The following is a 23,186-nucleotide window of genomic DNA, read 5'->3' as shown; positions in this document are numbered from 1 at the left end:
TGACGACTTCAAGATTATTCAGTATAATCCAAATTAAATAGGCTGCAAGGTGGTGAAAATGGTGAAAAGCATAACAGTCGAAGACTTGGTCCGAAAGTTTTCATTTAAGGTAGCGGCTGGTGAAAATCAACTTCAAAAAATGATAACGCATTCACAGGTCCATCGCCCGGGTCTGGAGTTTATTGGCCAGTTTGATTTTTTTCAATCCGGACGAATTCTTATTTTAGGTAAAAAAGAAATAACCTATTTACATACATTAAGCGAAGAGGAACGGAAATCACAAATAGAAAATATTGTTTACTATCATCCGCCATGTTTTATTGTCACGGCAGGGGAAGACGGACTCTCCTACCTTTGCCGTCATTGCAATGAACAGGGGATACCTTTGCTGGTAACAAGCAGGACTGAGATCACTTCCGAGTTTATCAAAAAATTAGATGCCTATTTGGTGAAGGAGCTCGCACCGGAAATAGCGGTGCATGGTGTATGTATGAATGTATCCGGCATTGGAATCTTACTTCGAGGCGATTCAGGCGTTGGAAAAAGCGAGACGGCCCATACATTAATTCGTCGCGGACACCGCTTGGTCGCAGACGATATCGTGGTTCTAAAGAAACTGAGTCCGCAAACGATTCTTGGGACGCATGATGAAAAAAACAAGGAATTCCTGGCTCTTCGCAGTATTGGACTGTTGAATGTAGTCCGGATATACGGCCGCAAAGCGTTTCAGAGATGAAACACGGATTGCTCTTGATATTCTTCTGACAAAATGGCAGAAGGATGACCTAAATAACGAATTGGAACAAGAACCTCACTATATCGATTATATGGGGGTAAAGGTTCCGTCCTTCGAAATTCAACTCCAGCCCGGCCGAGATGTGGCTGGATTAATCGAAGCTGCAGCGAATAATTGGTATTTAAGGCAGCAGGGATACAGTGCAGTGGAAGACTTTATGAGCAGAATTGAAGCCGATATTGCAGGTTCGGCTAAACCATCACTCTAGTCATCTTACTTCAATGATAGCGAACAATGGCTGGCATTGTTCGCTTTTTCACTGAATCGGCCATTTTAACACAAAAACGCTCAGTTCCCTGAGCATTTTCTTTATGTGCGTCTTGTGAAAGGCGGATTAATTTTTACTATTTTATTTTTTAATTGCCCTGGTGGCGATAAAGGTGGGAACATTATACTCATGCAATCTGCCGCTTCCGTTTGTATCCTCATATAAGTCAGTCAACATAAAACCTGCCTTTAACTGGCCACCAATCTGTTCTTCAATCGAATGTGAAAATTGAATTCCGAGATCCTTATTTAAACACTCTTGGTACAGTTCGGGATCTTTCAAGGGATTAAAGGGAAGCCGATAGGTTAAGACCGTTCTCATTTTCATCGAATAGATAGTTTACGCCATTATCCAAACCAGCTATCAGTAATCCCCCTTTTTTCAGTACCCTGAAACATTCTTCCCAAACGTGGAAAACATCCTCTATATAACAGTTCGAAACAGGATGGAAAATTAAATCAAATGACTCCTTTTCAAAAGGAAAAGGTTGTGTCATATCAGCTTTAACAATGTTAATTGAATAGCCTTCACGGCTAGCCACCAATAATTCGCTATCTAACTGTTTTTGTGAATAGTCCATAATGGTACATTCTGCCCCTAAGGCTGAAAATATAGGCATTTGTTGTCCGCCGCCCGAAGCCAATCCCAAAATCTTCCGTCCTTTAAAATCTGGAAACCACGATTTAGGAACTGGTTTTGTCGGTGTAAGCAAGACATTCCACTCACCCTGTAACGCTTTTTCATATGTTTCATGTGAAATAGGTACTCCCCATTCCCAATTGTTTTCCACCCAGCTATCAATTATCGATGAATTTATGTCTGTATAATGATTATTCATTTTTTCGCTCCTTTAAATGTAATGAATGTTCTAATTATACCATTATTTTCTCATTGGTCTTGCATGGCTATTGATAAATGAAAAATTGGATTAAGTTGGTTTCTTGAGTATATTAATATTAGGAGTGCTTTTTTTTAAAAAGGAGAGAAAAATGAAAATTTATGTTGATGCAGATGCTTGTCCAGTTAAAGACATTATCATTTCTGAAGCCGTGAGGGAGGATATTCCTGTCATTTTGGTGACGAGTTTTTCGCATTTTTCGAATGCGGAACAGCCTCCTGGGGTGGAAACCATTTATGTCGACAGCGGGGCAGATGCTGCCGATTATCGGATCATGAAGCTAGCAGAATCAGGAGATATTATTGTAACCCAGGATTACGGACTGGCATCGCTCGGTTTGGCAAAAGGCTGCCTAGTGCTTCACCATAAAGGGTTTACCTATACAAATGAGAACATTGACCAATTATTAACCACGCGATATTTAAGTGCAATGGCCCGAAAAGGCGGCAAGCGTACCAAGGGACCAAAGCCTTTTACTCAGGAAGACAGGGAGCAGTTTAGGAAGGTTTTTAAAATAGCAATTGCACAAGCAATTTAATGAAGGAATTCACAAACTTAGGAATTTTACTGCTGTTTTTTTCACTGCATTTTATAGGATTCCTTCGTTGTAAAATGTTGTAAAATGGTAATGAGATACTCATACCATTTATTTCATGAAAAATTGAGGTATTTGCTGATGCTAAAACAAGGAATCTATGAGGAAATTATCAACCAAAGGCTGAAAGAGGATCTTACAGGATTAGATGTTAACACCTACAATATTGAGAAAGAACGCATCGATGTAGAGGAAGCACGAAAATTATTGTCATCATACATATCTCAAGTAACCAGAAAGGCTCTTAAATTTGTCCGTGAAAATGAAGCCGATGACGAGCAGGCGTTAATCAATCAGATTCGTACCTGTAATGAAATTATTTCGACTTTAAGCGTTCAACTGGATGAAGAGGAGTTCCGGCAGCTGAGGATTGAAGAAGAAGGAGAGATTCTGACTTCCATCTATTCAAGAATTAATTCTGTTCGAAGTATTGGAAAAGGTGATGTGATCCGCCCCATTACCCCACTATCACAAAGCTCACTTTTTACTGGATCTAATTATGAACCAAACATGCTGGGAGAGTTAAAAAAAGAAATCTTAACGGCTGATTCCATAGATATGCTTGTATCCTTTATTAAGTGGAGTGGGCTAAGATGCATAATTGAGGAACTTAGAACTTTTACCGATCAACCGAATCATAAGCTTAGGGTGATTACTACTTCCTATATGGAAGCGACAGATTATAAAGCAATTCAGGAATTAAGTCAGCTTCCCAATACAGAAATCAAGATATCCTATGATGTGGATCGAACGAGACTGCATGCAAAGGCCTATCTTTTTAAAAGGGAAACAGGCTTTAGCACAGCCTATATTGGATCCTCCAATTTATCGAATCCAGCTTTAACTTCTGGTTTGGAATGGAATATTAAAGTCACGGAAAAAGACTCGTTTGATATTCTAAGAAAGTTTGAGGCTACGTTTGAAAGCTACTGGAATGACAATGAATTTAAAGTGTATAGCCATGGTAATAAGCAGGATCAGGAGACCTTAAAATACGCTTTATCAAAAAGTAAGATTAAAGAAGAGAATGAGCATTACTTCATTTTCGATATCCAGCCGTATTACTACCAAAAAGAAATACTTGAAAAGCTTCAGGTAGATCGAGAAGTATTTGGACGCATGCGGAATTTGCTTGTTGCAGCAACAGGTGTGGGAAAGACTGTCATTTCAGCGTTTGACTATAAGCGATTTTGGAATAAAAATAAGTCTGCAAGGCTCTTGTTTGCAGCTCACCGTGAAGAAATCCTAAAGCAGAGTCTCGATACCTTTCGGGCTATTTTGAAAGATCCAAACTTTGGTGAAATGTTAGTTGGAACCTACCAACCCCAATCACTTGATCACTTATTTGTCAGCATTCAAAGTTTTAATAGCAAAAGGCTCTATGAAATGACTTCGAGTGATTACTATGATTTTATTATCATAGATGAATTTCATCATGCTGCGGCAGAGTCTTATCAGAGGCTGCTTCATCATTATCAGCCAAAAATTCTCCTTGGTCTAACCGCAACACCTGAGCGGATGGACGGAAAAAATATTTTAACTTATTTTGATGATACAATATCCGCCGAGATGCGTTTAACAGAGGCCATTAATCGCAAACTGCTTAGTCCATTTCAATATTTTTGTGTAACTGACACGGTTGATTTATCCAAATTAAAATGGAGTCGAAGGGGTTACGGGATAAAAGATTTAGAGAATGTTTATACCTCCAATGACCTTAGGAGCAGTCAAGTTGTTAAAAGTGTTTATAAATATGTAACGGATGTTGAACAAGTAAAAGGACTTGGCTTCTGCGTTTCTATTGAACACGCAAAGTATATGGCTGACTTCTTTAATAAGGTGGATATTCCTTCGATAGCATTATATGGAAATGTTGACACAAAAATACGAAGGGAAGCACAGCGCCACCTTTTACAAGGAGATATTAAGTTTATTTTTGTCGTTGACCTCTATAATGAAGGAGTCGATATTCCTGACGTTAATACAATTTTATTTTTACGGCCAACAGAGAGCTTGACTGTTTTTTTACAACAGCTAGGGCGTGGATTGCGGTTAGCAGAGGGAAAAGAGTGCCTAACGGTCCTTGATTTTGTTGGACAAGCCCATCGAAATTATAATTTTGAGGAAAAGTTTCGGGCATTAATTGGTAAAACGAAGCATTCCGTGCAGCACTATATAGAAAACGGTTTTGTGCACCTGCCAAAAGGTTGTTTCCTGCAGTTGGAAAAACGGGCAAAGGAATATATTTTAAGAAATATTAAAGCCAGTACCAACACAAAGGGGAATCTTCTTGCAAAAATGAAGTATTTTGAGGAGGATACGGGGCTTTCATTAACGTTATCCAACTTTTTAAATCATTATCACCTTTCCATCTACGATTTTTATGGTAAAAATGGTGACCGCAGCTTCAGCAGGATGAAGGTAGAGGCAGGTGTTGCGCCTACCTTTGAGTTTGCAGACGAGAAATGGTTAACGAAGCGTTTGCCTAATTTGTTTCATATTAATTCGAAAAAGCTACTTCAGTTTATGATTAGGTATATGAAAGAATGTTCCATTCGCAATAAAGAAGATCAATTAATGCTTGGGATATTTTATTATTCCTTTTATAATAGCCACCCAACAAAGGAGGGGTTCGTCTCTCTTGAAAAAGGAATTATTAGAATATTAACTCGGCCTGAATTTAGAGAAGAGATTTTAGAAATTTTACATTATCTTTATGAATCTTTAGAAACAATGGAGCTCGAAAATGACTTTGACTTTCCTTGTCCATTGGGGGTCCATTGTAATTACAATACATCTCAAGTGCTGGCTGCTTTGGATTATTATAATGAAACGAAAAGCCCGGCTTTCCGGGAAGGGGTTAAACACTTTGAAGACAAAAATCTCGATATCTTTTTTATAACCTTAAATAAATCGGAAAAGGACTTTTCACCGTCAACCCTATATGATGATTATGCGATTAATGATCGGCTGTTCCATTGGCAAACGCAAAGCCGGGTGGCGGAGGGAAGTAAGACTGCAGAGCGATATATCCATCATAAAGAGCGTAACCATAAAATTGCCTTGTTTGTAAGGGAGTATAAAAAAGAAAATGGCTACACTTCTCCGTTTGTGTTCCTTGGTACAGCCGATTATATCAGCCATTCCGGCAGCAAGCCAATGAGCTTTGTCTGGAGGCTGAGAGAGGAAATGCCTTCCTATCTTGTTCCGAAGGCCAATAAGAATATTCTTTAGTGATCAGCGGGGGCAGTAAAATAAGCCCCCATATTCATTGATTAATTGTTAAGCCGCTGTGATATCTGCATGCGTCCACTTTAGAGATTCCAAATTTCCATACATGTAATTATTCTTTCTTTTAAAAGTTGAACCTTGTTAAAACAAATCTTAAAGTTTTGTGGTAAAATTATAAAAATTTCAAATAAGGGGCGAGGTTATGTTTTTATATCAAATAGACGAAGATGTTTCCTTAAAATTAATTGAATTAAAAGATGCTGAACGAGTTTTTGAGTTAACAGACAAATCAAGAAAGCATTTAAGAGAATGGCTGCCCTGGCTCGACTTCACCAAGAATGCAGAAGATACAAAAGAGTATATCCATGGCTGTTTAAAAGGTTATGCCGAAACTAAAAGTATGACAACCGTTATTTTATACAAAGGAGAGATCGTTGGAGTCGCAAGCTTCAACAGTATAAATTGGTCAAATGAGACCGCATACATTGGTTATTGGTTGGGGGAAGAATACCAAGGAAAGGGAATTATGACCAAAGCGGCGAAAGCATTGACCAACTATGCTTTCAATCATTTGAATTTAAATAAGGTAGAGATTAGAGCCGCTGTGGAGAATAAAAAAAGCAGGAGTGTTCCTGAAAGATTAGGTTTTGTAAATGAAGGAATGATCAGGCAAGCAGAATGGCTCTATGATCATTATGTTGACCATGTCGTTTATGGGATGTTAGCAAGCGAATGGAAAGAATATATTTCATAACAACAAATCTTTCCTGTACTGATGGCACTCAACTTTTATGCTATTTTTTCTAAATTATATAAAAAGCTTGCAGACTCGTCTAGAAAGTCAAGACGTTGACTGCAAGCTAAAAAAGGTCAATCCTTTTTTGGCTAATAAGAAGGCATAAAATTTTTCCGAATTTTATGCTTTCTTATGTCGCATAAATTCAACTACGCCTCTGTCTTCGTCCTTAAGGACTCGCCAATCAGCGAGTTTTCATTTACCTAACTTATTTTACATATTTCATCAGTTCTTCGGGTCAAAGCCGAGGACCCAGTGGCCATTTATCTTTGTCTGCGGTACGCCCATTTGTCCAGTTTCCCGGACCAGCTTTTGAGCGGCAATTGGGTCTGACTGCACATTTACTTCTTTGTAGGTTAATCCTTGAGCCTCAAGGAATTGTTTCATCATAGTGCAGTAAGGTCAAGTATTGGTTGAATAAACTGTAATATCGTTCATTGCGTCTGCCTCCTTTTATTAATAATACCTATATGGGTATTATATGAATATTTCCGGTAAAATTTCAAATAATCAACCCTTCTTTTGCAAAAAGAATTCCCGGGTCGCATTTTAGTTTTTCCCTATAAGTCAAGGCAAAATGTATCATTTATAAAGACATTAAAACTACTTAATATGAAGCTTAGATATGGTGAATATTTAAATTGCTCCAGATTGATCTCCAATTCTTTTTTGAAATTCGGTCTTTGTAAATGTCGATCCGTTCCTTAGTTTCTGTGAAAAATGGGGTTGGTTTTACCTCCAAATTGACAACATCATGAATTCCACATGGAGCCGTGAAAATAACATTATCCTTTTCATTGTAGTCTAACACCTAAAGCTGTAGCGGTTTCCGGAAATTTTGATATCGCGTCAACAGAAGATGAATAAGGGGGGATCTTATTTTTAATATGCATCCGGGCCTCATTTTTTACCGACCAAGGAATATGGGGGTTTAAGGTTCTGAGTTTTTCCTCAAGGATCTTTTCCGTTGCTTCCTCCGTGTTTGCTGGGTCAAAATAAATGACATCGATATCTGGATTAGGGGTTTTCTCGCTGAAATGATGTAATGTATCCCATATTTTTGAACGAACAAAACCAGCGCAAACCCACCAATCAGGCAGGTTAAATGTTTTTACTGATTTCAAGATATCCATCATCCAAATATCTTCCTTAATAAGAGAGATAATATTTTCCTCATTCATTTCCATTTGAAAATTGCTCCTCGTAGAATGTAGTAAACTAAGTGATACTATATCGGATGAACCTGAAGTAATGCTTCGGCATGTTTAATGCTTTTCTTTAAATAAATGGGTGAATTTGAGTGGCTTAATATTTCGTCAGTAGTTAACCATAAAACCCGTTCCACTTCGTCAGGGCTTTTAGGAAAGGCCTCACCAGAATCATGTTCACAAAGAAAAACAATATCTACCACGTTTTCACCTGTATCGATTACAAAGGAAGTACTGTGAACATATTTTAGTTTGTCTTTAACTGTTATACCGACTTCTTCTAAAATCTCGCGCTTCAATGTTCTTTCTAAAATATCTGAAGAATGTCCTTCCATATCCACCTTACCGCCAACAAGGGAAAGCAAACCACCGGCATGTTCTTCTTTTTTGCTTCTTTCAATTATCAGCCATTTATCATTTTTCCAAATCGCACCTTCAACATTTACAATAAACATTCAAACACTCCTTCAGTTATTTTTCTTATTCTTCAAAGCTTATATTTCAAACCCCATATTGACCACTTTGGACGCATAATAAAACTCCCTTTATCAAATATTTTGAAATACAATTCGCTAAGTATAGAATCTGACTTCTCTGAATTGGCGTATTCACCCCTGATTTTACTGTATCCGTAGTTAATAAGCGTTTCTCCATAATTTCTATATAATATTAACATAAATATCCAATTTATTTTGGCGGTATTTTCAATTATTTCAAAAATTTATTTGGAATTCTTCGCGAATAGCACCAGCTTCAGACACCTTCGAGTAATTATCTTGTAGATAACCTACTAGGAAATAATATCCTCATGTTTTATTATAGTTTTAAAGCAGAAAAAGGGGATGAATATCATAAGGTCGAAGGAATGCTTTCCGTTTATTTATTTCTTAATTGAGCCGAATATTGTGTTTGTTTATAAAGTGGAAACGCTTAGATATTTAACTTTAAAAGAAATGCCCCATATTGGAGAATGGCAAACATTTGAACTCAACCACGAGGAGGAATTCGATACCTTTAACCATGAAGATAGCACTCCGCTCACCGGTCGGTTTTACGTTGTCAGTCAGGATACTAATAACATAATGTTGAAAAAAATAAATCAATTGATCCATAGGCAGCGAATGGCTAATCTTCAGGAAAATAGCAAAAGGGTGGTCCACCTTGTCTGCTCGGAAGCTGCGGCGGGTGCACTAAGATTTGGGCTTAATCGTCCTAAAACGGTGATTGGATTCCAAGCATTTTTTTCTGTGGGCCCGATATGGCACCTGGATCAAAAAATAGGACAAACCCAACGATTCGATTGGTTAAATGAAAATATTAACATGGAACAGGATGATTATGAGCTGGAAAATAATTTTAACAATACTCTGCTGGAAATAGCCGAGATACCGGAAGATAGTCCTATTTATCTATGGACCGCCAACAATGGGGATGAACAAACCGGCTTCCGGTTTATCCTCCATCTGTTAAAGGATAAAGCCAATAAAGTGTTTCTGATGAACATTACCGACCTTTTTCAAAAAAACATAAACTTAAAAAAAGAAGAAGAGAAAATTACTCATTCAAATTACATTCGTCCCGAAAATCTGAAACATCTATTTGAGCAGAACCGCAATGAGACTCCATTATCTCATCAGGAAAAGCTGATTTTTCAAAAGGAATGGGAATTGCTGGCACAAACAAAGAATGTTCTCCGCATTTGGCATCATGGGAGAGTGGAAAGTGTGCCCGAGGATTACTATGATGCACTCATCATCAGGACGATTGAAAAAATGCACCGCGGGCAGGAACAGAAGGACTTTATTCGAGCAGGAAGAGTGATTGGTGAAATCATTAGTCAAATGGACGAAGTAATGAGTGATTTTTATTTGGAATATCGGATAAGGCATTTAATCTATAGCGGCATCCTCGAGTTAAAGGGAGTGCCCCGATCGATGAGGCATTATCGTGTGAGACTGCGATAAAAAATAATGTGACTAGGGCCAGTCACTGTTGGCATTGATGGAAAAGTGTATAATAGGGATGGGTTCGTATTGTTTTCCTCGCTTGGAAAATAAGATGAGTTTTATCGGCTTAGGAGTTGTTGGTGGAATGAATATACTTGTCACATTGAATTCTAACTATCTGAAACCCTTAAAGGTCATGCTCACATCCCTTTTTTTAAATAACGATGATGAAAGTTTTACAATCTATTTAATGCACTCGAGCATAAAACAAGAAGAGATTCAGAGAATAGACCAATTTATTAATGAGCACGGCAGTCAATTAGTAGAGGTGCATGTAGATGACATTCATTTCAGCGAGGCCCCGGTGCTCCTCCATTATACGAAAGAAATGTATTACCGTTTATTGGCATATAAGTTTTTGCCACCTCGGCTTGACCGTATTTTGTATTTGGATCCGGATATTTTAGTCATTAATTCAGTGAGACAACTTTATCAACTGGACATGGAGGAATACTTGTTTGCCGCCGCCTACCATGACAAGATTTCTGTAAAAGAAATTAACAAGTTGCGATTAACGCCGTACGAAATAGATGTTTACTACAATTCCGGCGTTCTCTTAATGAACCTTGAGCTCCAGAGACAAACGATAAATGAAAAGATAATTTATGAGTTTGTGGAAAAAAACCGGGCAAGATTAATTATGCCGGACCAAGACATTTTGAATGCCCTCTATGCTAAAAAAATCAAGGCCTTGGACGAAACGATTTACAACTATGATGCAAGGTTTTACAACTATTATAAACTCAAAAGCAGCGGCAAGTGTGATATGGATTTTATCATACATAATACTGTATTTCTTCACTTCTGCGGCAAGAAAAAACCATGGCAAAAAAACTATAGCGGCAAGTTTCATTCTTTATACAAGCATTATGAAAAATGGGCTTTAGGATAAATTGGGGCGAAACCGAAAGGAAATGATGTTGACTATTTATCTCATTAGTAAGGTGAACAATCTAACTGTTTGCCTTACTTTTTTATCCGTTCAATGCTCTTAAGGCCAAGCGAGCTTTTTTGCTGGGAAAATGTTCTTTAATTGAAAGATTCCCTAATCAAACATGCAATGTATGTTCAAGTAAATTGTTTTTTAATAGGATTTAACCTAAAAAAATGAATGAATAATCATTCATTCTATGTTAGAATTTAACAAATGAAATCAGTGAGGGGGCTTTTCATGCTATTAAAGAAAAATTTTTCGCAAACGACAGTTAATGGGGTGCAAATGGGAAACGGAACCATTCAGTTTAAAAGTGTTAAATTAAATGTTCATTGCTTCCTCTTGGATGGCGTCTTAATCGATACGGCTGCAAAGTCTTTAGAAAAGGAATTTACCCCTTTTTTTGAAAATCTGGATATCCAACAAATCGTTATTACCCACTATCATGAAGATCATACCGGTTGCGCAGAAATGCTGCAGCGAAAGCGTCAAATTCCTCTTTTTATGAATCATCGTATGATTGAATATTGCGGAAGGAAGGATGATTACCCACTATATCGAAAAATATTTTGGGGCAGGAGGAAGCCATTCCGGGCAAAAGCTATTGGAAAAATCTTTAACTCCCCCAATGCAGTCTGGGAGGTTATCGAGACTCCGGGGCATGCCATCGATCATGTAGCTTTTTTAAATCGTGAAACCGGGCAGCTGTTTACAGGTGATTTATACTGCCAAGAGCGGACAAAAGTGATTTTACGCGAAGAAAGTGTACCAACCATTATTGAATCATTGAAAAAGGTCTTGACCTATGATTTTGGCGATGTATTTTGCAGTCATGCCGGTTACTTGAAGAGAGGGCGTACAGCTTTAGAAAGAAAGCTGGACTATTTGCTGGAGTTACAGGGAAAAATCATTGATCTTCACGGAAAGGGAATGCCGTCAAAGGAAATCGCAATTACTTTATTTCCGAAAAAATACCCGATTTCCTATTTCTCGTCGGGAGAGTGGAGTTCTATCCATATTGTTACTTCGGTTCTTCAGGAGCAAGATAAAAGGTCTTTCACTTTTTGACTATCTTGCTGAAAAAAAGCTTATGAGAACGGGGAACGGTAAAATTAGTATGCCCAGTTCTCATGAGCAACTTATAGGACCTCGTTAATGGCTCGGATTTTACGGTTCAGGGTACTCAGCTTACCGCCTGGTATCAAAAATAAGTCGTCCTTTAATTCATTGTGGTGTAGGTGGGTTCCTAGATTATCTTTAATTATTGAAAGAAGGTTACTATGCCTTGGAATTGTATCCAAAATTAGATTAATTGGATACAAAATATTATAATTTTTTATTGAATTCTATAAAATCTACTGATATATTATAGATATTGTATCCAATTATGTTAGAGGTGGATGTATTTGAGTAAAAATAGTGAAGAAAAGTCAACAGTCGTAAAATATGTGACGAATCGTCTCAGAAAAGCTATTTTAGATGGAACATTGAAAAAGGGAGACCGTCTGATTCAGGAAGAATGGGCTGAACGGCTGGAAGTAAGCCGTATGCCGATCCGGGAAGCCTTAACACAGCTCCAGATGGAAGGATTAGTAGAGATGGTCCCGCATAAAGGAGCGATTGTCACTCCTATAACCCGGGATAACATTGAGGAAATATACCATACCCGTGCATTATTGGAGGGGCTAGCAGTTGAAAAATCCCTTCCATTTTTAACAGAGGCCGATAAAAAAAGATTAGAAGAAATACTCTCGGAAATGGAAGAATTGGAAATATCGGATGCAACCAATGATCAATATACTCAGCTAAATAGCGCTTTTCATGAAACATTAAGAAAAGGTTGTCCATGGCCAAGGGTTCAAAAAATGGTTGAAACACTTGGTATTTCACCGATTGCCCCGAATTTGCTCGTTGATTATTACGCGGAAACGCTGCAAGAGCATCGGATGATTTATCAAGCGGTATTAAGGGGTGATCCTTCTGAACTGCGAGCTGTCGTTGAATACCATATTTTACGAACAAAAAATAACTTGATTGAGTATATGGAAGAGCTGAACAAAAAATAAAGGGGGGAATGTAAGTGTTTGATTTTGCAATTGTTGGGGGAGGAATTGTTGGCCTTTCAACAGGAATGGCAATTTATGAACGGTTTCCGAATGCAAAGGTAGTGGTGATTGAAAAGGAGCCGGCTGTGGCGCAGCATCAAACTGGCCACAATAGCGGGGTTATCCATTCAGGCATCTATTATAAGCCAGGTAGCTTTAAGGCGCGGTTTGCACGCCAAGGAAGCCAGTCGATGAGAGAATTTTGCCAAAAGTACAGGATTAAACACGATATTTGTGGGAAAGTTATTGTCGCAACCAAGCCTGAAGAACTGCCGCTGCTTGAAAATTTATACCAACGAGGATTGGAAAACGAATTAACGATTCAAAAAATTACTCCGGATCAATTAAAGGAAATTGAGCCGCATGTCAATGGCCTTGCTGCCATTCGTGTTCCAATGGCAGGGATTGTGAATTACCGTCAAGTAAGCGAAAAATTTGCTGAGATCATTAAAGAAAATGGCGGTGAGATTCGCTTAAATACAAAGGTTGAAAAGATTCACGAGGAATTAAATCTAGTAACGATTGAAACGAACCGGGGAACGATAACGGCAAACATGGTGATTAACTGTGCCGGCCTGCATAGCGATCGTGTCGCGGAGGCAGCAGGGTATAAAACAGACATGAAAATTGTGCCGTTCCGTGGTGAATACTTTAAATTAAAACCAGAAAAACAGTATCTTGTTAAACATCTGATCTATCCTGTTCCGAATCCTAAATTCCCGTTTCTTGGGGTTCATTTTACGCGGATGATCAGTGGTGAGGTAGATGCCGGCCCAAATGCGGTATTAAGCTTTAAGCGGGAAGGCTACAAAAAGACAGATTTTAATGCAAAGGATCTGACCGAAGTGTTAACTTATGGAGGCTTTTGGAAGCTGGCTGGTAAATTTATGAAAGAGGGACTGGAGGAGTATGTTCGCTCTTTTAGTAAAAAGCAATTCACCAAAAGTCTTCAGGAGCTAATTCCGGAAATTCAGGAGGACGATCTGATTCCAGCACCAGCGGGAGTCCGAGCTCAAGCATTGAAGTATGATGGCAATATGGTAGACGACTTCCATATTATCATGGGGAAGCAGTCGATTCATGTTTGTAATGCACCTTCGCCTGCAGCCACAGCATCTATCGAAATTGGGAAAGAAGTGGTAAGACGTATTCCTGCGCAAACGAAATTAATAGAAACAAAGCAGATCATTTAAATATTATTGAATGGAAGAGGTAGATTCATATGTTTACTGGAAAAACTCTTTTTATTGCGGGACATGCACGTTTGCCACAAGGAATGGCAGCTAAAAATGTGTTTGAAACTTTAACGATTACAGCCGAAATCGACCGAAAATACGGAGTCATCCTCGAGGCATCTTGTACATTGGCTACCGAATATGGACGGCGGTTTATTGGGGAGATATTAAAGGGGCATAGTTTGAATGATGGAATCAATGATGCGATACACGCCATTCAAAACTATTATCATGGCAAGGGAACCAATGCATTAGTCGCCGCATTAAAGGATCTTCATGTTCATTATGAACAAATGAAATCGGATGAAAAGTAATATAGAGATAGAAAATAGTGTTGGTCATTACCCGGATCATCAAAAGAATTTTTTAAACATTAGAAATGATTTGACAACTATAACATGAGATGATAAAGTACCAAATAAGCACTATTTACAACATGTTTATCTTTTGAAAAATGCCATTTCAAAACCGTAGACAGTTGGAATAGGCAAACGGGAAAGTAAATGAACAGAAGACTGTAATATTCGCTGTGACTCTATATTCCAATAGGGCAGTGAAGTGAATATAAGCCAGTTGTATAAAGAGGTTCCTAGATTGACTAGGAATGCTTTATGCGACTGGCTTTTTATATTTCCTGTTGACAAAATAATATTTTACTGAAAACAGGAGGAAGAAAACATGAGTATTGCAGAAAAAGTCCAAGCGAAATTTGAAAAGAAAACGGAACAGTATGAAGTTAAGAGCCATCCGCAAACCAACCGTTTGTACCACATTGAATTGTCAAAAGACAGCCTTGCTAATTTTCTTGATAAAGTAAAGCTGGAAGGCGTTTCTGTGCAGCAGTTGGAGTACACGCCTTATGCACGCTTTCTGGTTGCTTCCTATTTATTGGATCAAGTGGGGGAAGAATTTGGCGAACTTCTTAAGGGTATCGTTAATGATCGAGAGTCCGGCGGCTTTACTTTAGGTTTGCGAGGGGTGACTGAGGACACGGATGAGTATGTTATTTTTGCAACCGCTATTTCCCATTTGATTGGTACGCCAAACTTTGATGCGATGTCCGGTAAATATTATGCACGTTTTACCGTAAAAGACACGGATAACAGCGATTCTTATTTGCGCCAGGCATACCGTTTATTCACCTTTCATACAGATGGAACGTTTGTTGATGAACCGACCGATTGGCTTTTAATGATGAAAATGGTAGAACAAAATGCCCGCGGTGGTGAATCAAGGCTCTTACACCTTGACGATTGGAAGGATTTAGACGTTTTTGTGAAACATCCGTTAGCAAGCCATAAATTTACTTATAAGGCACCAAGCAGTAAAAATGTAAGCCAAGAGGTAGAGCGGCCAACATTCTTTAACTACAATAACAAGCCGGGTATCTGTTTCATTGATCAATTCGCATACCCTGAAACAATTGAACAAGCAAGATATTTACACGATCTGTCTTATTCCTTGGAAAATGATAGCAGTGTCATTGAATTGGAACTTCCGGTTGGCGATCTGGTCATCGTTAATAATATCTTTTGGCTTCACGGCCGGGCAGCTTTTGAAAAGGATCCAAACTTAAACCGTGAACTAATGCGGCAGCGGGGGCGTTTTCATGAATAATTCGAACTAAACAGAGACAACAAATCCATTTTCCATAAAGGGAAATGGATTTGTTGCTTTATTCCCCTTTTGGAGGTAATGATTTTTTATATTTTTTTAGTTTACGGATGACGGAAGGTTGGCTGATGCCAAGATATTTGGCCATTTCATATGTTGAATTACATTCTTTGTAAGCTCTCTTGATCATCCATTTTTCCACACGCTCCATGACGGTTTTTAAATCCTGTTCCTCGATTAGGAAATGTTCCATCTGGGTAGCACCATCATATGTAGCTGTTTCAGAGTTAACAATGTAAGAAGGTAATGAATTCGGGCGGATGATGGTGTCCTCGGTAGTTAGGATGAGCCGCTCTATCAAGTTTTCCAACTCACGAACATTTCCGGGCCATTTATAGGTTAGGAGGATTTCATATACGGAGGGATGTAATTTTTTTTGGTCTCATATTTCCTGTTTAATTGTTTCATATGGTGATTAATCAATAAAGAAATATCTTCCTTTCGTTCGCGTAAAGGAGGAATATGCAGCGGGATGACATGTAATCGGTAATATAAATCAAGACGGAATTCCCCTTTTTCGACCATTTCTTCTAAATTTTTATTGGTGGCTGTGACCAGCCTGAAATCTACATACCGTTCTTTGTAGCCGCCAATTCTGGTAAACTTTTTTTCTTGTAAAACTTTTAATAGCTTTGCCTGGATGGATAAAGGAAGCTCTCCGATTTCATCTAAAAATAAGGTACCATTTCTGGCTTGTTCGATTAGTCCTTGTTTTCCTTGTTTTTGAGCGCCAGTAAAGGAGCCAGATTCATAACCAAACATTTCCGATTCAAATAAACTTGGTGGAATGGTGCTGCAATTCACTTCGATAAACGGTTCATTTTTACGGTGGCTGAGGGTGTGGAGTTTTCGGGCGAACATACTTTTTCCAACACCGGATTCACCCAGCATTAATACAGTGGCATCTGTGTTGGCCAACCTTTGAATAGTTTTTGCAATATGTTCTATTTGCTTGCTTCGGTACAGTGTTTCTTCTTTTCCTCTCAATTCCTCTACTTCTGCCTGATAGCCTTTTAATTTTCGTTCTAGTTGTTCATATTGTTCCTGCAGGTTGCTAATTTCTGTTTGATCAATGGCATAGCTGATGACGCGGACAATTTCCCCCTTTTCATTGAAAAGGGGATAGGCATTTGACATGATAATTTTACCCTTCTTCGTATGTTGCATAATTTGGATTGGCGTTTTTTCTTTTAGCACAAGCGCAGTTATGGAAGGTGATAGAATCCCTTGCTCTTGAAGATCATAAATAGACGTTCCAATATATGAATCGGGATCATCTGTATAAACAGACCAATGTTCTGGGTTGGTATACAAAATAATGCCATTCCCATCTGTGATGGTGATGTTGTTGTTGGATGTTTCAATGATTTTTTCTAATATCTTTTCTGTGACGGACATCGGAATCTCCTTCATTAAAATTTAATTTCTTATTACCAATTATAACACAATTCCAAAAATTCCTGATATTTATCAATGAAATAGGAAATTTTTTTCATTCAAAAGTGAATAACGATGATTTCGGAGTTTCTTCATAATCATGGGGAGATATTTTTTTACTTGCAGGGATCATATGATTCAAAAATGAATCAATAATCAACAAACGAATCAATAAATTCTTCATTTAATTCAAAAATGAATCACTATTCCATCTGCTTTGTGCCCAATTACTGAAATTACGACAAATTAATTTTTGGCATGATTCTTGCGAATAAAACAACATGTTCATGTTGTTAATTTAATAAAAACGGTGGTGATGCATAAAACGAAAGGGCTTACAAAGCAACAGCAAAGATTTAATGTGCAGCATATAAAGTTAAGAATAAAGAAGAAAATATTAACTTTGAAAGCGGGGAATGTAAATTGGAGTATCAAAATAGTGAATTGAAACATGGTTTAAAAAACAGGCATGTCACAATGATCTCGATTGGCGGTGTGATCGGGGCGGGGCTGTTTATAGGAAGCGGCACCATGATTATGTCTGCAGGGCCGGGAGCGCTGCTGTCTTATATCGTGGCAGGGCTGGTCATCGTTCTGATTATGCGGATGCTTGGTGAAATGGCAGCTATACAACCTGATAGCGGCTCGTTTTCCACCTATGCCCATCAAGCCATCGGTCCATGGGCAGGATATACCATCGGCTGGTTGTATTGGTTTAATTGGGTTATTATCGTGACAATTGAGGCCACTTTACTGGGAGAGATGGTGAATACTTGGCTGCCAATGATACCTGCATGGTCAGCAACACTTTTATTTCCTATTTTAATGGCAATTACCAATATCTATTCTGTAAAATCTTATGGGGAATTTGAATACTGGCTGGCCTTAATGAAAGTTGCAGCGATCGTTATTTTTCTCGGGCTCGGTGCTGCAATCATTATTGGTGTCGTTCCCGGGGTTGAAACACAAAGTTTATCCAGTTTAGCTTCGGTAAGTGCCTTTATGCCCCATGGCTGGCTTCCGGTGATTCTTGGGGTGATTTTTATTACCTTCTCACTTTCAGGGAGTGAAGTAGCAGCCATTGCTGCTGGTGAATCTGAAAATCCACAAAAAAATATTATTAGAGCGATAAACGCGGTTGTGTGGCGGCTGCTGCTTTTCTTTGTTGGTTCTGTAGCAGTCCTGGTAATGGTGATTCCGCCGAATGCAAAAGACTTACTGAAGAGTCCGTTTGCCAGTGTCTTTGATATGGCAGGCCTTCCCGCTGCAGCCCAAATTATGAATGCGGTAATTTTTATCTCGTTGCTTTCTGTATTAAATTCGGGACTGTATACAAGCTCCCGCATGTTGTACTCGCTGGCCAAAAAAGGATCTGCTCCAAAATTTCTTGCAAATGTCAATAAAGGAGGGGTGCCGATTTGGGCTTTAGCGGCAAGTGTGTTTTTTGCTTATGTATTCACCTTGTTTAAATTTATTTCACCCGATACCTTATTCTCCTTTTTGGCTAACAGTTCAGGCGGAGTGACCATTGTGATGTACATATTCATCGCTATCTCCCATCTTCTTTTGCGAAGAAAAAGAGAAAAAGAAAATCCGGGTATGCTGAAAGTGAAAATGTGGCTATTCCCCTACCTAACTTATGCCACGATTCTCATCATATTTTCAATCTTTATTGCCCAAGCCTTTATCGACTCAATGAGATTACAATTCTATCTAACTTCCATCCTGACCATCTTGGTGATCGGCTCTTACTTTGTTTTTTATCATAAACGCGGCTTGGCTTATAATCCAGCTGAGATCCATTTAGAAACAGTCGAATCAAACAAAACACGCCAGACTCCAATTAAATATTAACTAATACATGAAAGGGAGATTTACCATGAATTATGCAAAAATTTCGACTAGTATACCGGGAGAAAAGTCTAAAAATTTAGTAGAGAGAAGGGAAAATATTGTGCCAAGGGGAGTCAGCTATGGTGTTCCTGCGTTTGCGGAGTCAGCGGAAGGGGCGCTAATCAAGGATGTTGACGGCAATACTTTCATTGATTTTGTTGGTGCAATTGGAGTAATGAATGTAGGGCATGGACACTCAAAAGTGAAACAAGCTCTCCATCAACAAGTAGATCAGTTTATCCATACAGGATTTAATGTCATGATGTTTGAATCCTATATTAAGCTGGCGGAAAAGCTCGCTAGCTTGGCTCCTGGAGATCATGACAAGAAAGTTCTGTTGCAAAATAGCGGGGCAGAAGCAGTCGAAAACGCCGTAAAGATTGCCCGCAAATATTCTAAAAGACAAGGAGTCATTTCTTTTTCCAGAGGGTATCATGGCCGGACATTAATGACAATGACGATGACAAGTAAAGTTAAGCCATATAAATTTGAATTTGGCCCATACGCTCCTGAAGTGTATAGAGCACCATTTCCATACATGTACCGTCGTCCTGATGGGTTAACGGAAGAGCAGTATGAAGAGTATGTGCTTCAAGAATTTCGAAACTTCTTTATTAGTGAAGTTGCTCCGGAAACAATTGCTGCTGTTGCAATGGAACCGGTACAGGGGGAAGGAGGTTTTATCGTTCCAGGTAAACGCTTTGTACAGGGAGTCTATGAATTATGTAAGGAACATGGAATTTTATTTATCGCAGATGAAATTCAAACAGGGTTTGCCAGAACCGGCCGTTATTTTGCGATTGAACACTTTGGTGTTACTCCAGATTTAATTACGATCTCAAAATCTATGGGAGCGGGAGTACCAATCAGTGGTGTGATTGGGCGAAAAGAAGTCATGGATGCCGCCGAACCAGGAGAGCTTGGCGGAACTTACAGCGGAAGCCCATTAGGGTGTAGTGCGGCATTGGCAGTATTGGATATCATTGAAGAAGAAGGTCTAAATGAGCGCGGAACTGAGATTGGCAGTATCGTCATGAATAAATTTCAAGAGTTTTATCAGAAGTATGAATGCGTTGGTGATATAAGAGGGCTTGGCGCGATGTGTGCCATGGAAATCGTATCTGACAGGGAAACGAAGGAACCATCCAAGGAATTGACTAATCTGATTATCAAGGAAGCAAACAAAAGAGGACTGTTGATTTTTAGTGCCGGTGTATACGGGAATGTGATTCGGCTCCTTATGCCGTTAGTGATTACAAACGAACAATTACAAGAAGGCTTAACTATTTTAGAGCATGCAATTGAAGCAGGCATGTCTTTGTTCCATAAGCATCAGCTGATGAACCAATTTTAAAGAAGAATGGAGAATTGAAATGAGTACGCAATTAATGCATATTAATGGGGAAAGAGTAGATAGTGAGAGCAAGGAAATCATTGAGGTGATTAACCCCGCTACTAATCAGGTGATTGCCACCGTTCCGAAAGGGGGCCGAGCAGAAGCGAAAAAAGCTGTTGACGCTGCTTATGCTGCTTTTAAGGAATGGTCGGTGAAAACCGCGGGTGAACGCAGTCAATTACTGATGAAGTGGTTTCAATTAATAGGAGAAAACATTGAGGATATCGCCCGCATTATGACATGCGAGCAAGGAAAACCGCTAAAGGAAGCCATTGCTGAAATCAATAATGCTAACAGTTATATTTCCTGGTACGCGGAGGAAGGAAAACGAATTTATGGTGAAACCATTCCTTCCTCACACCCGAATAAAAGAATTCTTGTCCTAAAACAGCCAGTGGGTGTTGTTGCAGCGATTACCCCATGGAATTTTCCAGCCTCGATGATAACCCGGAAAGTGGCTCCGGCGCTGGCAGCCGGTTGTACTGCGGTCATCAAGCCAGCAGGGCAAACACCTCTGACAGCGATTAAACTTGTGGAGCTTGGTCATTTGGCTGGTATTCCTAAAGGGGTATTGAATGTGGTCACTGGGGATGCAAGAGCGATTGGTGATACATGGCTCCAAGAATGACCGAGTCCGAAAGCTTACATTTACCGGTTCCACCGAGATTGGTAAACAGCTCATGAAAGGTGCGGCTGATACGGTAAAGAAAATCTCTTTGGAGTTAGGCGGCCATGCTCCATTCATTGTAATGGATGACGCTGATATTGATAAAGCGGTAGAAGGTGTTATCAGTTCTAAGTTCAGAAATGCAGGTCAGACATGCATTTGTACAAATCGAATTTATATACACGAGTCGATTGAGGCCGAATTTAATGAAAAGTTTAGTCAAGCTGCCAAGCAATTAAAAATTGGAAATGGATTAGATGATGGAACGGATGTCGGACCAATGATTGATTTGCATGCAATTGATAAGGTAAAAGAGCAAATAAATGATGCCGTCAAGAAGGGCGGCAAAGTCCTGATGGGAGGCAACAGAGCAAGCCTTGAGGATGGTTACTACTTTGAACCGACCATTATTTCAAATGTAACGGATGATATGATTTGCATGTATGAGGAGACGTTCGGCCCACTTGCACCGGTGGCAACATTTAAAACAGAAGAAGAAGTCATTAAGAGGGCAAACAATTCAACATACGGGTTAGCAGCCTATGTTTATACGCAAAATTTAGGCAGAGCGATTCGAATTAGTGAACAGCTGGAATATGGAATTGTCGGGCTTAACGATGCACTCCCAACAGTTGCTCAGGCCCCGTTTGGAGGAACAAAGGAGAGCGGTTTAGGAAGAGAAGGCGGACATCACGGAATAGAAGAATATCTTGAAGTGAAATACATTTCGGTTGCCTTTTAATATATACAAGGCTTACGGTGATGGAGCAATAGGTGCCAAGGTTTTGGCACCTATATTTGGGGTGATAGGATCTAATAATTCATTGAATTAGGATTCAAATTTTCTAGTCACAGGACAAAATTAATATTTTTTATCCTTTTTAAGGTAGGGAAACATGGGGCAAATTGGTGGGAAATAATATTAAACAACAGGAACATTTGTTTGCGAAATGTTTTTGTGATATACTAACATCAGTTAGACATCCATGAACAGTCCTCTTAATCAATTAAGAAGGATGTGTTAAAATGTCTTTAGAAATGTTAGTACGAGAAGCTCCCAGTCAGTATATTCACCACGATCAATTATTCAAGCAGTTAATCCACACGTTTTTCGCTGAATTTTTAGAAGCTTTTTTCCCGGAAGTTCATCATTATATTGATTTTTCGTTCATTAAACCGCTGTCAGAAGAGGTTTTCACAGATCTTTTTGAAGGTGAAAGCAAGAGAGCGGATATCGTCATTGAAGCCAAAGTTAAAGGGACGGATTCGCTCATTATCATTCATGTAGAACCACAAAGTTACGGTCAGTCAGATTTCAATGAGAGAATGTATCATTATTTTGGCTTACTCTATAATAGATATAGAAAGCCAATCATTCCCATTGCGATTTTCAGCTATGATGAGAAGCGGGTCGAACGAAATGATTTTTCTATTAGCTTTCCTTTTTTTCATGTATTATCTTTTCATTTTTTAATGCTGGAATTGCGGAAACTAAATTGGCGGAACTTCATTCATTCCAATAATCCTGCTGCTGCTGCTTTATTAAGCAAAATGGGCTATTCTCTAAAAGAAAGAGTGCAGGTAAAAAAGGAATTCATGAGGATGTTGGCAAAAATGGAAATTAACCCAGCAAAAATGGAACTTATTATTGGATTTTTTGAGAACATATTTAACCTTAAATGAAAGTGAGGAGAAAAAACTGATGGAAGAGATCAAACAATTAGACAGGGATGAGTCGGAGCAAATTTTAAAATTACCAAATTCATGGAGAGAACGGGGAATATTGGAGGGAATGAAGGAGGGAATTAAGAAGGGAATGAAAGAGGGAATGGAGAAGGGAATGCAGGAAGGACAGCAAAAAGGCGAACACGATGCACAACGGAAAATAGCCCTCAATCTTTTAAAAGAAGGATTCTCAATTGAATTTATCGCCAAAGTCACAAATCTAGATTATGCCGAAATTGAAGAACTAGGAAAACAAATATAGGAGTTAGTGCCTGATGCCTGTTTATTACGTTAAGGTCAGGCCCTATTTTTTGTGAAACTA

The 23,186-nt window shown here is 38.9% G+C and carries 20 protein-coding genes and 3 pseudogenes; 16 read left to right on the top strand and 7 right to left on the bottom strand.

Annotation, left to right across the window (positions count from 1 at the left end; translation table 11 throughout):
• Positions 1-61 precede the first annotated feature (61 nt).
• Positions 62-1,004 (top strand): annotated as a pseudogene (gene hprK, locus RCG24_RS12475) (HPr(Ser) kinase/phosphatase).
• A 141-nt stretch (positions 1,005-1,145) separates the two neighbouring features.
• Here hprK and RCG24_RS12470 read toward each other — a convergent pair.
• Together RCG24_RS12470 and RCG24_RS12465 are read right to left on the bottom strand one after the other, a co-directional pair.
• A complete protein-coding gene (locus RCG24_RS12470; RefSeq protein WP_308077135.1) occupies positions 1,146-1,391 on the bottom strand; it encodes a hypothetical protein in 246 nt (81 codons plus the stop codon).
• The gene (locus RCG24_RS12465; protein WP_308077134.1) at positions 1,351-1,902 is read right to left on the bottom strand and encodes a class I SAM-dependent methyltransferase; all 552 of its coding nucleotides are present in this window, start codon (positions 1,900-1,902) and stop codon (positions 1,351-1,353) included. The genes RCG24_RS12470 and RCG24_RS12465 overlap by 41 nt, the downstream gene beginning before the upstream one ends.
• 151 nt (positions 1,903-2,053) lie before the next feature.
• On the opposite strand from RCG24_RS12465, the gene RCG24_RS12460 reads away from it, so the two are divergent.
• The 3 genes from RCG24_RS12460 (at position 2,054) to RCG24_RS12450 (ending at position 6,542) form a co-directional block, all read left to right on the top strand.
• On the top strand, positions 2,054-2,500 hold the full coding sequence (locus RCG24_RS12460) for a YaiI/YqxD family protein (RefSeq protein WP_202652840.1): 447 nt from the start codon (positions 2,054-2,056) through the stop codon (positions 2,498-2,500).
• Between the two features lie 138 nt (positions 2,501-2,638).
• Complete coding sequence (locus RCG24_RS12455; RefSeq protein ID WP_308077133.1) at positions 2,639-5,791, top strand: DEAD/DEAH box helicase; 3,153 nt, start codon at positions 2,639-2,641, stop codon at positions 5,789-5,791.
• A 199-nt stretch (positions 5,792-5,990) separates the two neighbouring features.
• On the top strand, positions 5,991-6,542 hold the full coding sequence (locus RCG24_RS12450) for a GNAT family N-acetyltransferase (protein ID WP_202652838.1): 552 nt from the start codon (positions 5,991-5,993) through the stop codon (positions 6,540-6,542).
• Between the two features lie 267 nt (positions 6,543-6,809).
• Here RCG24_RS12450 and RCG24_RS12445 read toward each other — a convergent pair whose 3' ends face one another.
• From RCG24_RS12445 to RCG24_RS12435, 3 genes and pseudogenes are all read right to left on the bottom strand, one after another.
• A complete protein-coding gene (locus RCG24_RS12445; protein WP_308077132.1) occupies positions 6,810-7,022 on the bottom strand; it encodes a glutaredoxin family protein in 213 nt (70 codons plus the stop codon).
• 181 nt (positions 7,023-7,203) lie between these two features.
• Positions 7,204-7,771: pseudogene (locus RCG24_RS12440) on the bottom strand (nucleotidyltransferase family protein).
• 41 nt (positions 7,772-7,812) lie between these two features.
• Positions 7,813-8,247: an NUDIX hydrolase gene (locus RCG24_RS12435; RefSeq protein WP_308077131.1), complete on the bottom strand. Its 435-nt coding sequence runs from the start codon at positions 8,245-8,247 to the stop codon at positions 7,813-7,815.
• Between the two features lie 387 nt (positions 8,248-8,634).
• Between RCG24_RS12435 and RCG24_RS12430 the strand changes: the two genes are divergently transcribed.
• The 7 genes from RCG24_RS12430 to glaH all read left to right on the top strand — a co-directional run bounded on the left by RCG24_RS12430 (position 8,635) and on the right by glaH (position 15,689).
• Positions 8,635-9,756, top strand: coding sequence for a DUF1835 domain-containing protein (locus tag RCG24_RS12430; protein WP_308077130.1), 1,122 nt, complete (start codon positions 8,635-8,637; stop codon positions 9,754-9,756).
• A 94-nt stretch (positions 9,757-9,850) separates the two neighbouring features.
• Positions 9,851-10,690: a glycosyltransferase family 8 protein gene (locus RCG24_RS12425; RefSeq protein ID WP_308077129.1), complete on the top strand. Its 840-nt coding sequence runs from the start codon at positions 9,851-9,853 to the stop codon at positions 10,688-10,690.
• Between the two features lie 279 nt (positions 10,691-10,969).
• Positions 10,970-11,800 (top strand): MBL fold metallo-hydrolase, encoded by an 831-nt coding sequence (locus tag RCG24_RS12420; protein ID WP_308077128.1) that lies wholly within the window; start codon positions 10,970-10,972, stop codon positions 11,798-11,800.
• A gap of 338 nt (positions 11,801-12,138) precedes the next feature.
• Positions 12,139-12,798, top strand: a complete 660-nt coding sequence (locus tag RCG24_RS12415; RefSeq protein WP_308077127.1) for a GntR family transcriptional regulator — start codon at positions 12,139-12,141, stop codon at positions 12,796-12,798.
• Between the two features lie 14 nt (positions 12,799-12,812).
• The gene (lhgO, locus tag RCG24_RS12410; protein ID WP_308077126.1) at positions 12,813-14,030 is read left to right on the top strand and encodes an L-2-hydroxyglutarate oxidase; all 1,218 of its coding nucleotides are present in this window, start codon (positions 12,813-12,815) and stop codon (positions 14,028-14,030) included.
• A gap of 29 nt (positions 14,031-14,059) precedes the next feature.
• On the top strand, positions 14,060-14,386 hold the full coding sequence (locus RCG24_RS12405) for a DUF3870 domain-containing protein (protein ID WP_308077125.1): 327 nt from the start codon (positions 14,060-14,062) through the stop codon (positions 14,384-14,386).
• A gap of 364 nt (positions 14,387-14,750) precedes the next feature.
• On the top strand, positions 14,751-15,689 hold the full coding sequence (glaH, locus tag RCG24_RS12400; protein ID WP_308077124.1) for a glutarate dioxygenase GlaH: 939 nt from the start codon (positions 14,751-14,753) through the stop codon (positions 15,687-15,689).
• Between the two features lie 58 nt (positions 15,690-15,747).
• On the opposite strand, the gene RCG24_RS12395 is transcribed toward glaH, so the two are convergent.
• Both RCG24_RS12395 and RCG24_RS12390 read right to left on the bottom strand, forming a co-directional pair.
• A complete protein-coding gene (locus RCG24_RS12395) occupies positions 15,748-16,047 on the bottom strand; it encodes a helix-turn-helix domain-containing protein (protein ID WP_308077123.1) in 300 nt (99 codons plus the stop codon).
• Between the two features lie 38 nt (positions 16,048-16,085).
• Positions 16,086-17,144 (bottom strand): sigma-54 interaction domain-containing protein, encoded by a 1,059-nt coding sequence (locus RCG24_RS12390; protein WP_308077122.1) that lies wholly within the window; start codon positions 17,142-17,144, stop codon positions 16,086-16,088.
• A 516-nt stretch (positions 17,145-17,660) separates the two neighbouring features.
• Between RCG24_RS12390 and RCG24_RS12385 the strand changes: the two genes are divergently transcribed.
• The 5 genes and pseudogenes from RCG24_RS12385 (at position 17,661) to RCG24_RS12365 (ending at position 23,126) form a co-directional block, all read left to right on the top strand.
• On the top strand, positions 17,661-19,037 hold the full coding sequence (locus tag RCG24_RS12385) for an amino acid permease (protein ID WP_308079169.1): 1,377 nt from the start codon (positions 17,661-17,663) through the stop codon (positions 19,035-19,037).
• Positions 19,038-19,062: 25 nt separating this feature from the next.
• Positions 19,063-20,430 (top strand): 4-aminobutyrate--2-oxoglutarate transaminase, encoded by a 1,368-nt coding sequence (gene gabT, locus RCG24_RS12380; RefSeq protein WP_308077121.1) that lies wholly within the window; start codon positions 19,063-19,065, stop codon positions 20,428-20,430.
• A gap of 34 nt (positions 20,431-20,464) precedes the next feature.
• A pseudogene (locus RCG24_RS12375) lies at positions 20,465-21,881 on the top strand (NAD-dependent succinate-semialdehyde dehydrogenase).
• 284 nt (positions 21,882-22,165) lie between these two features.
• Complete coding sequence (locus RCG24_RS12370; RefSeq protein WP_308077120.1) at positions 22,166-22,822, top strand: RpnC/YadD family protein; 657 nt, start codon at positions 22,166-22,168, stop codon at positions 22,820-22,822.
• Between the two features lie 19 nt (positions 22,823-22,841).
• Positions 22,842-23,126: an RpnC/YadD family protein gene (locus RCG24_RS12365; protein WP_308077119.1), complete on the top strand. Its 285-nt coding sequence runs from the start codon at positions 22,842-22,844 to the stop codon at positions 23,124-23,126.
• Positions 23,127-23,186 lie beyond the last annotated feature (60 nt).

This window comes from Neobacillus sp. OS1-32 (genome assembly GCF_030915425.1).
In the GTDB taxonomy this organism is placed as follows: domain Bacteria; phylum Bacillota; class Bacilli; order Bacillales; family Cytobacillaceae; genus Neobacillus; species Neobacillus paridis.
The sequence above is the reverse complement of the archived record's forward strand: the minus strand, read 5'-3'. Positions and strand labels throughout refer to the sequence as shown.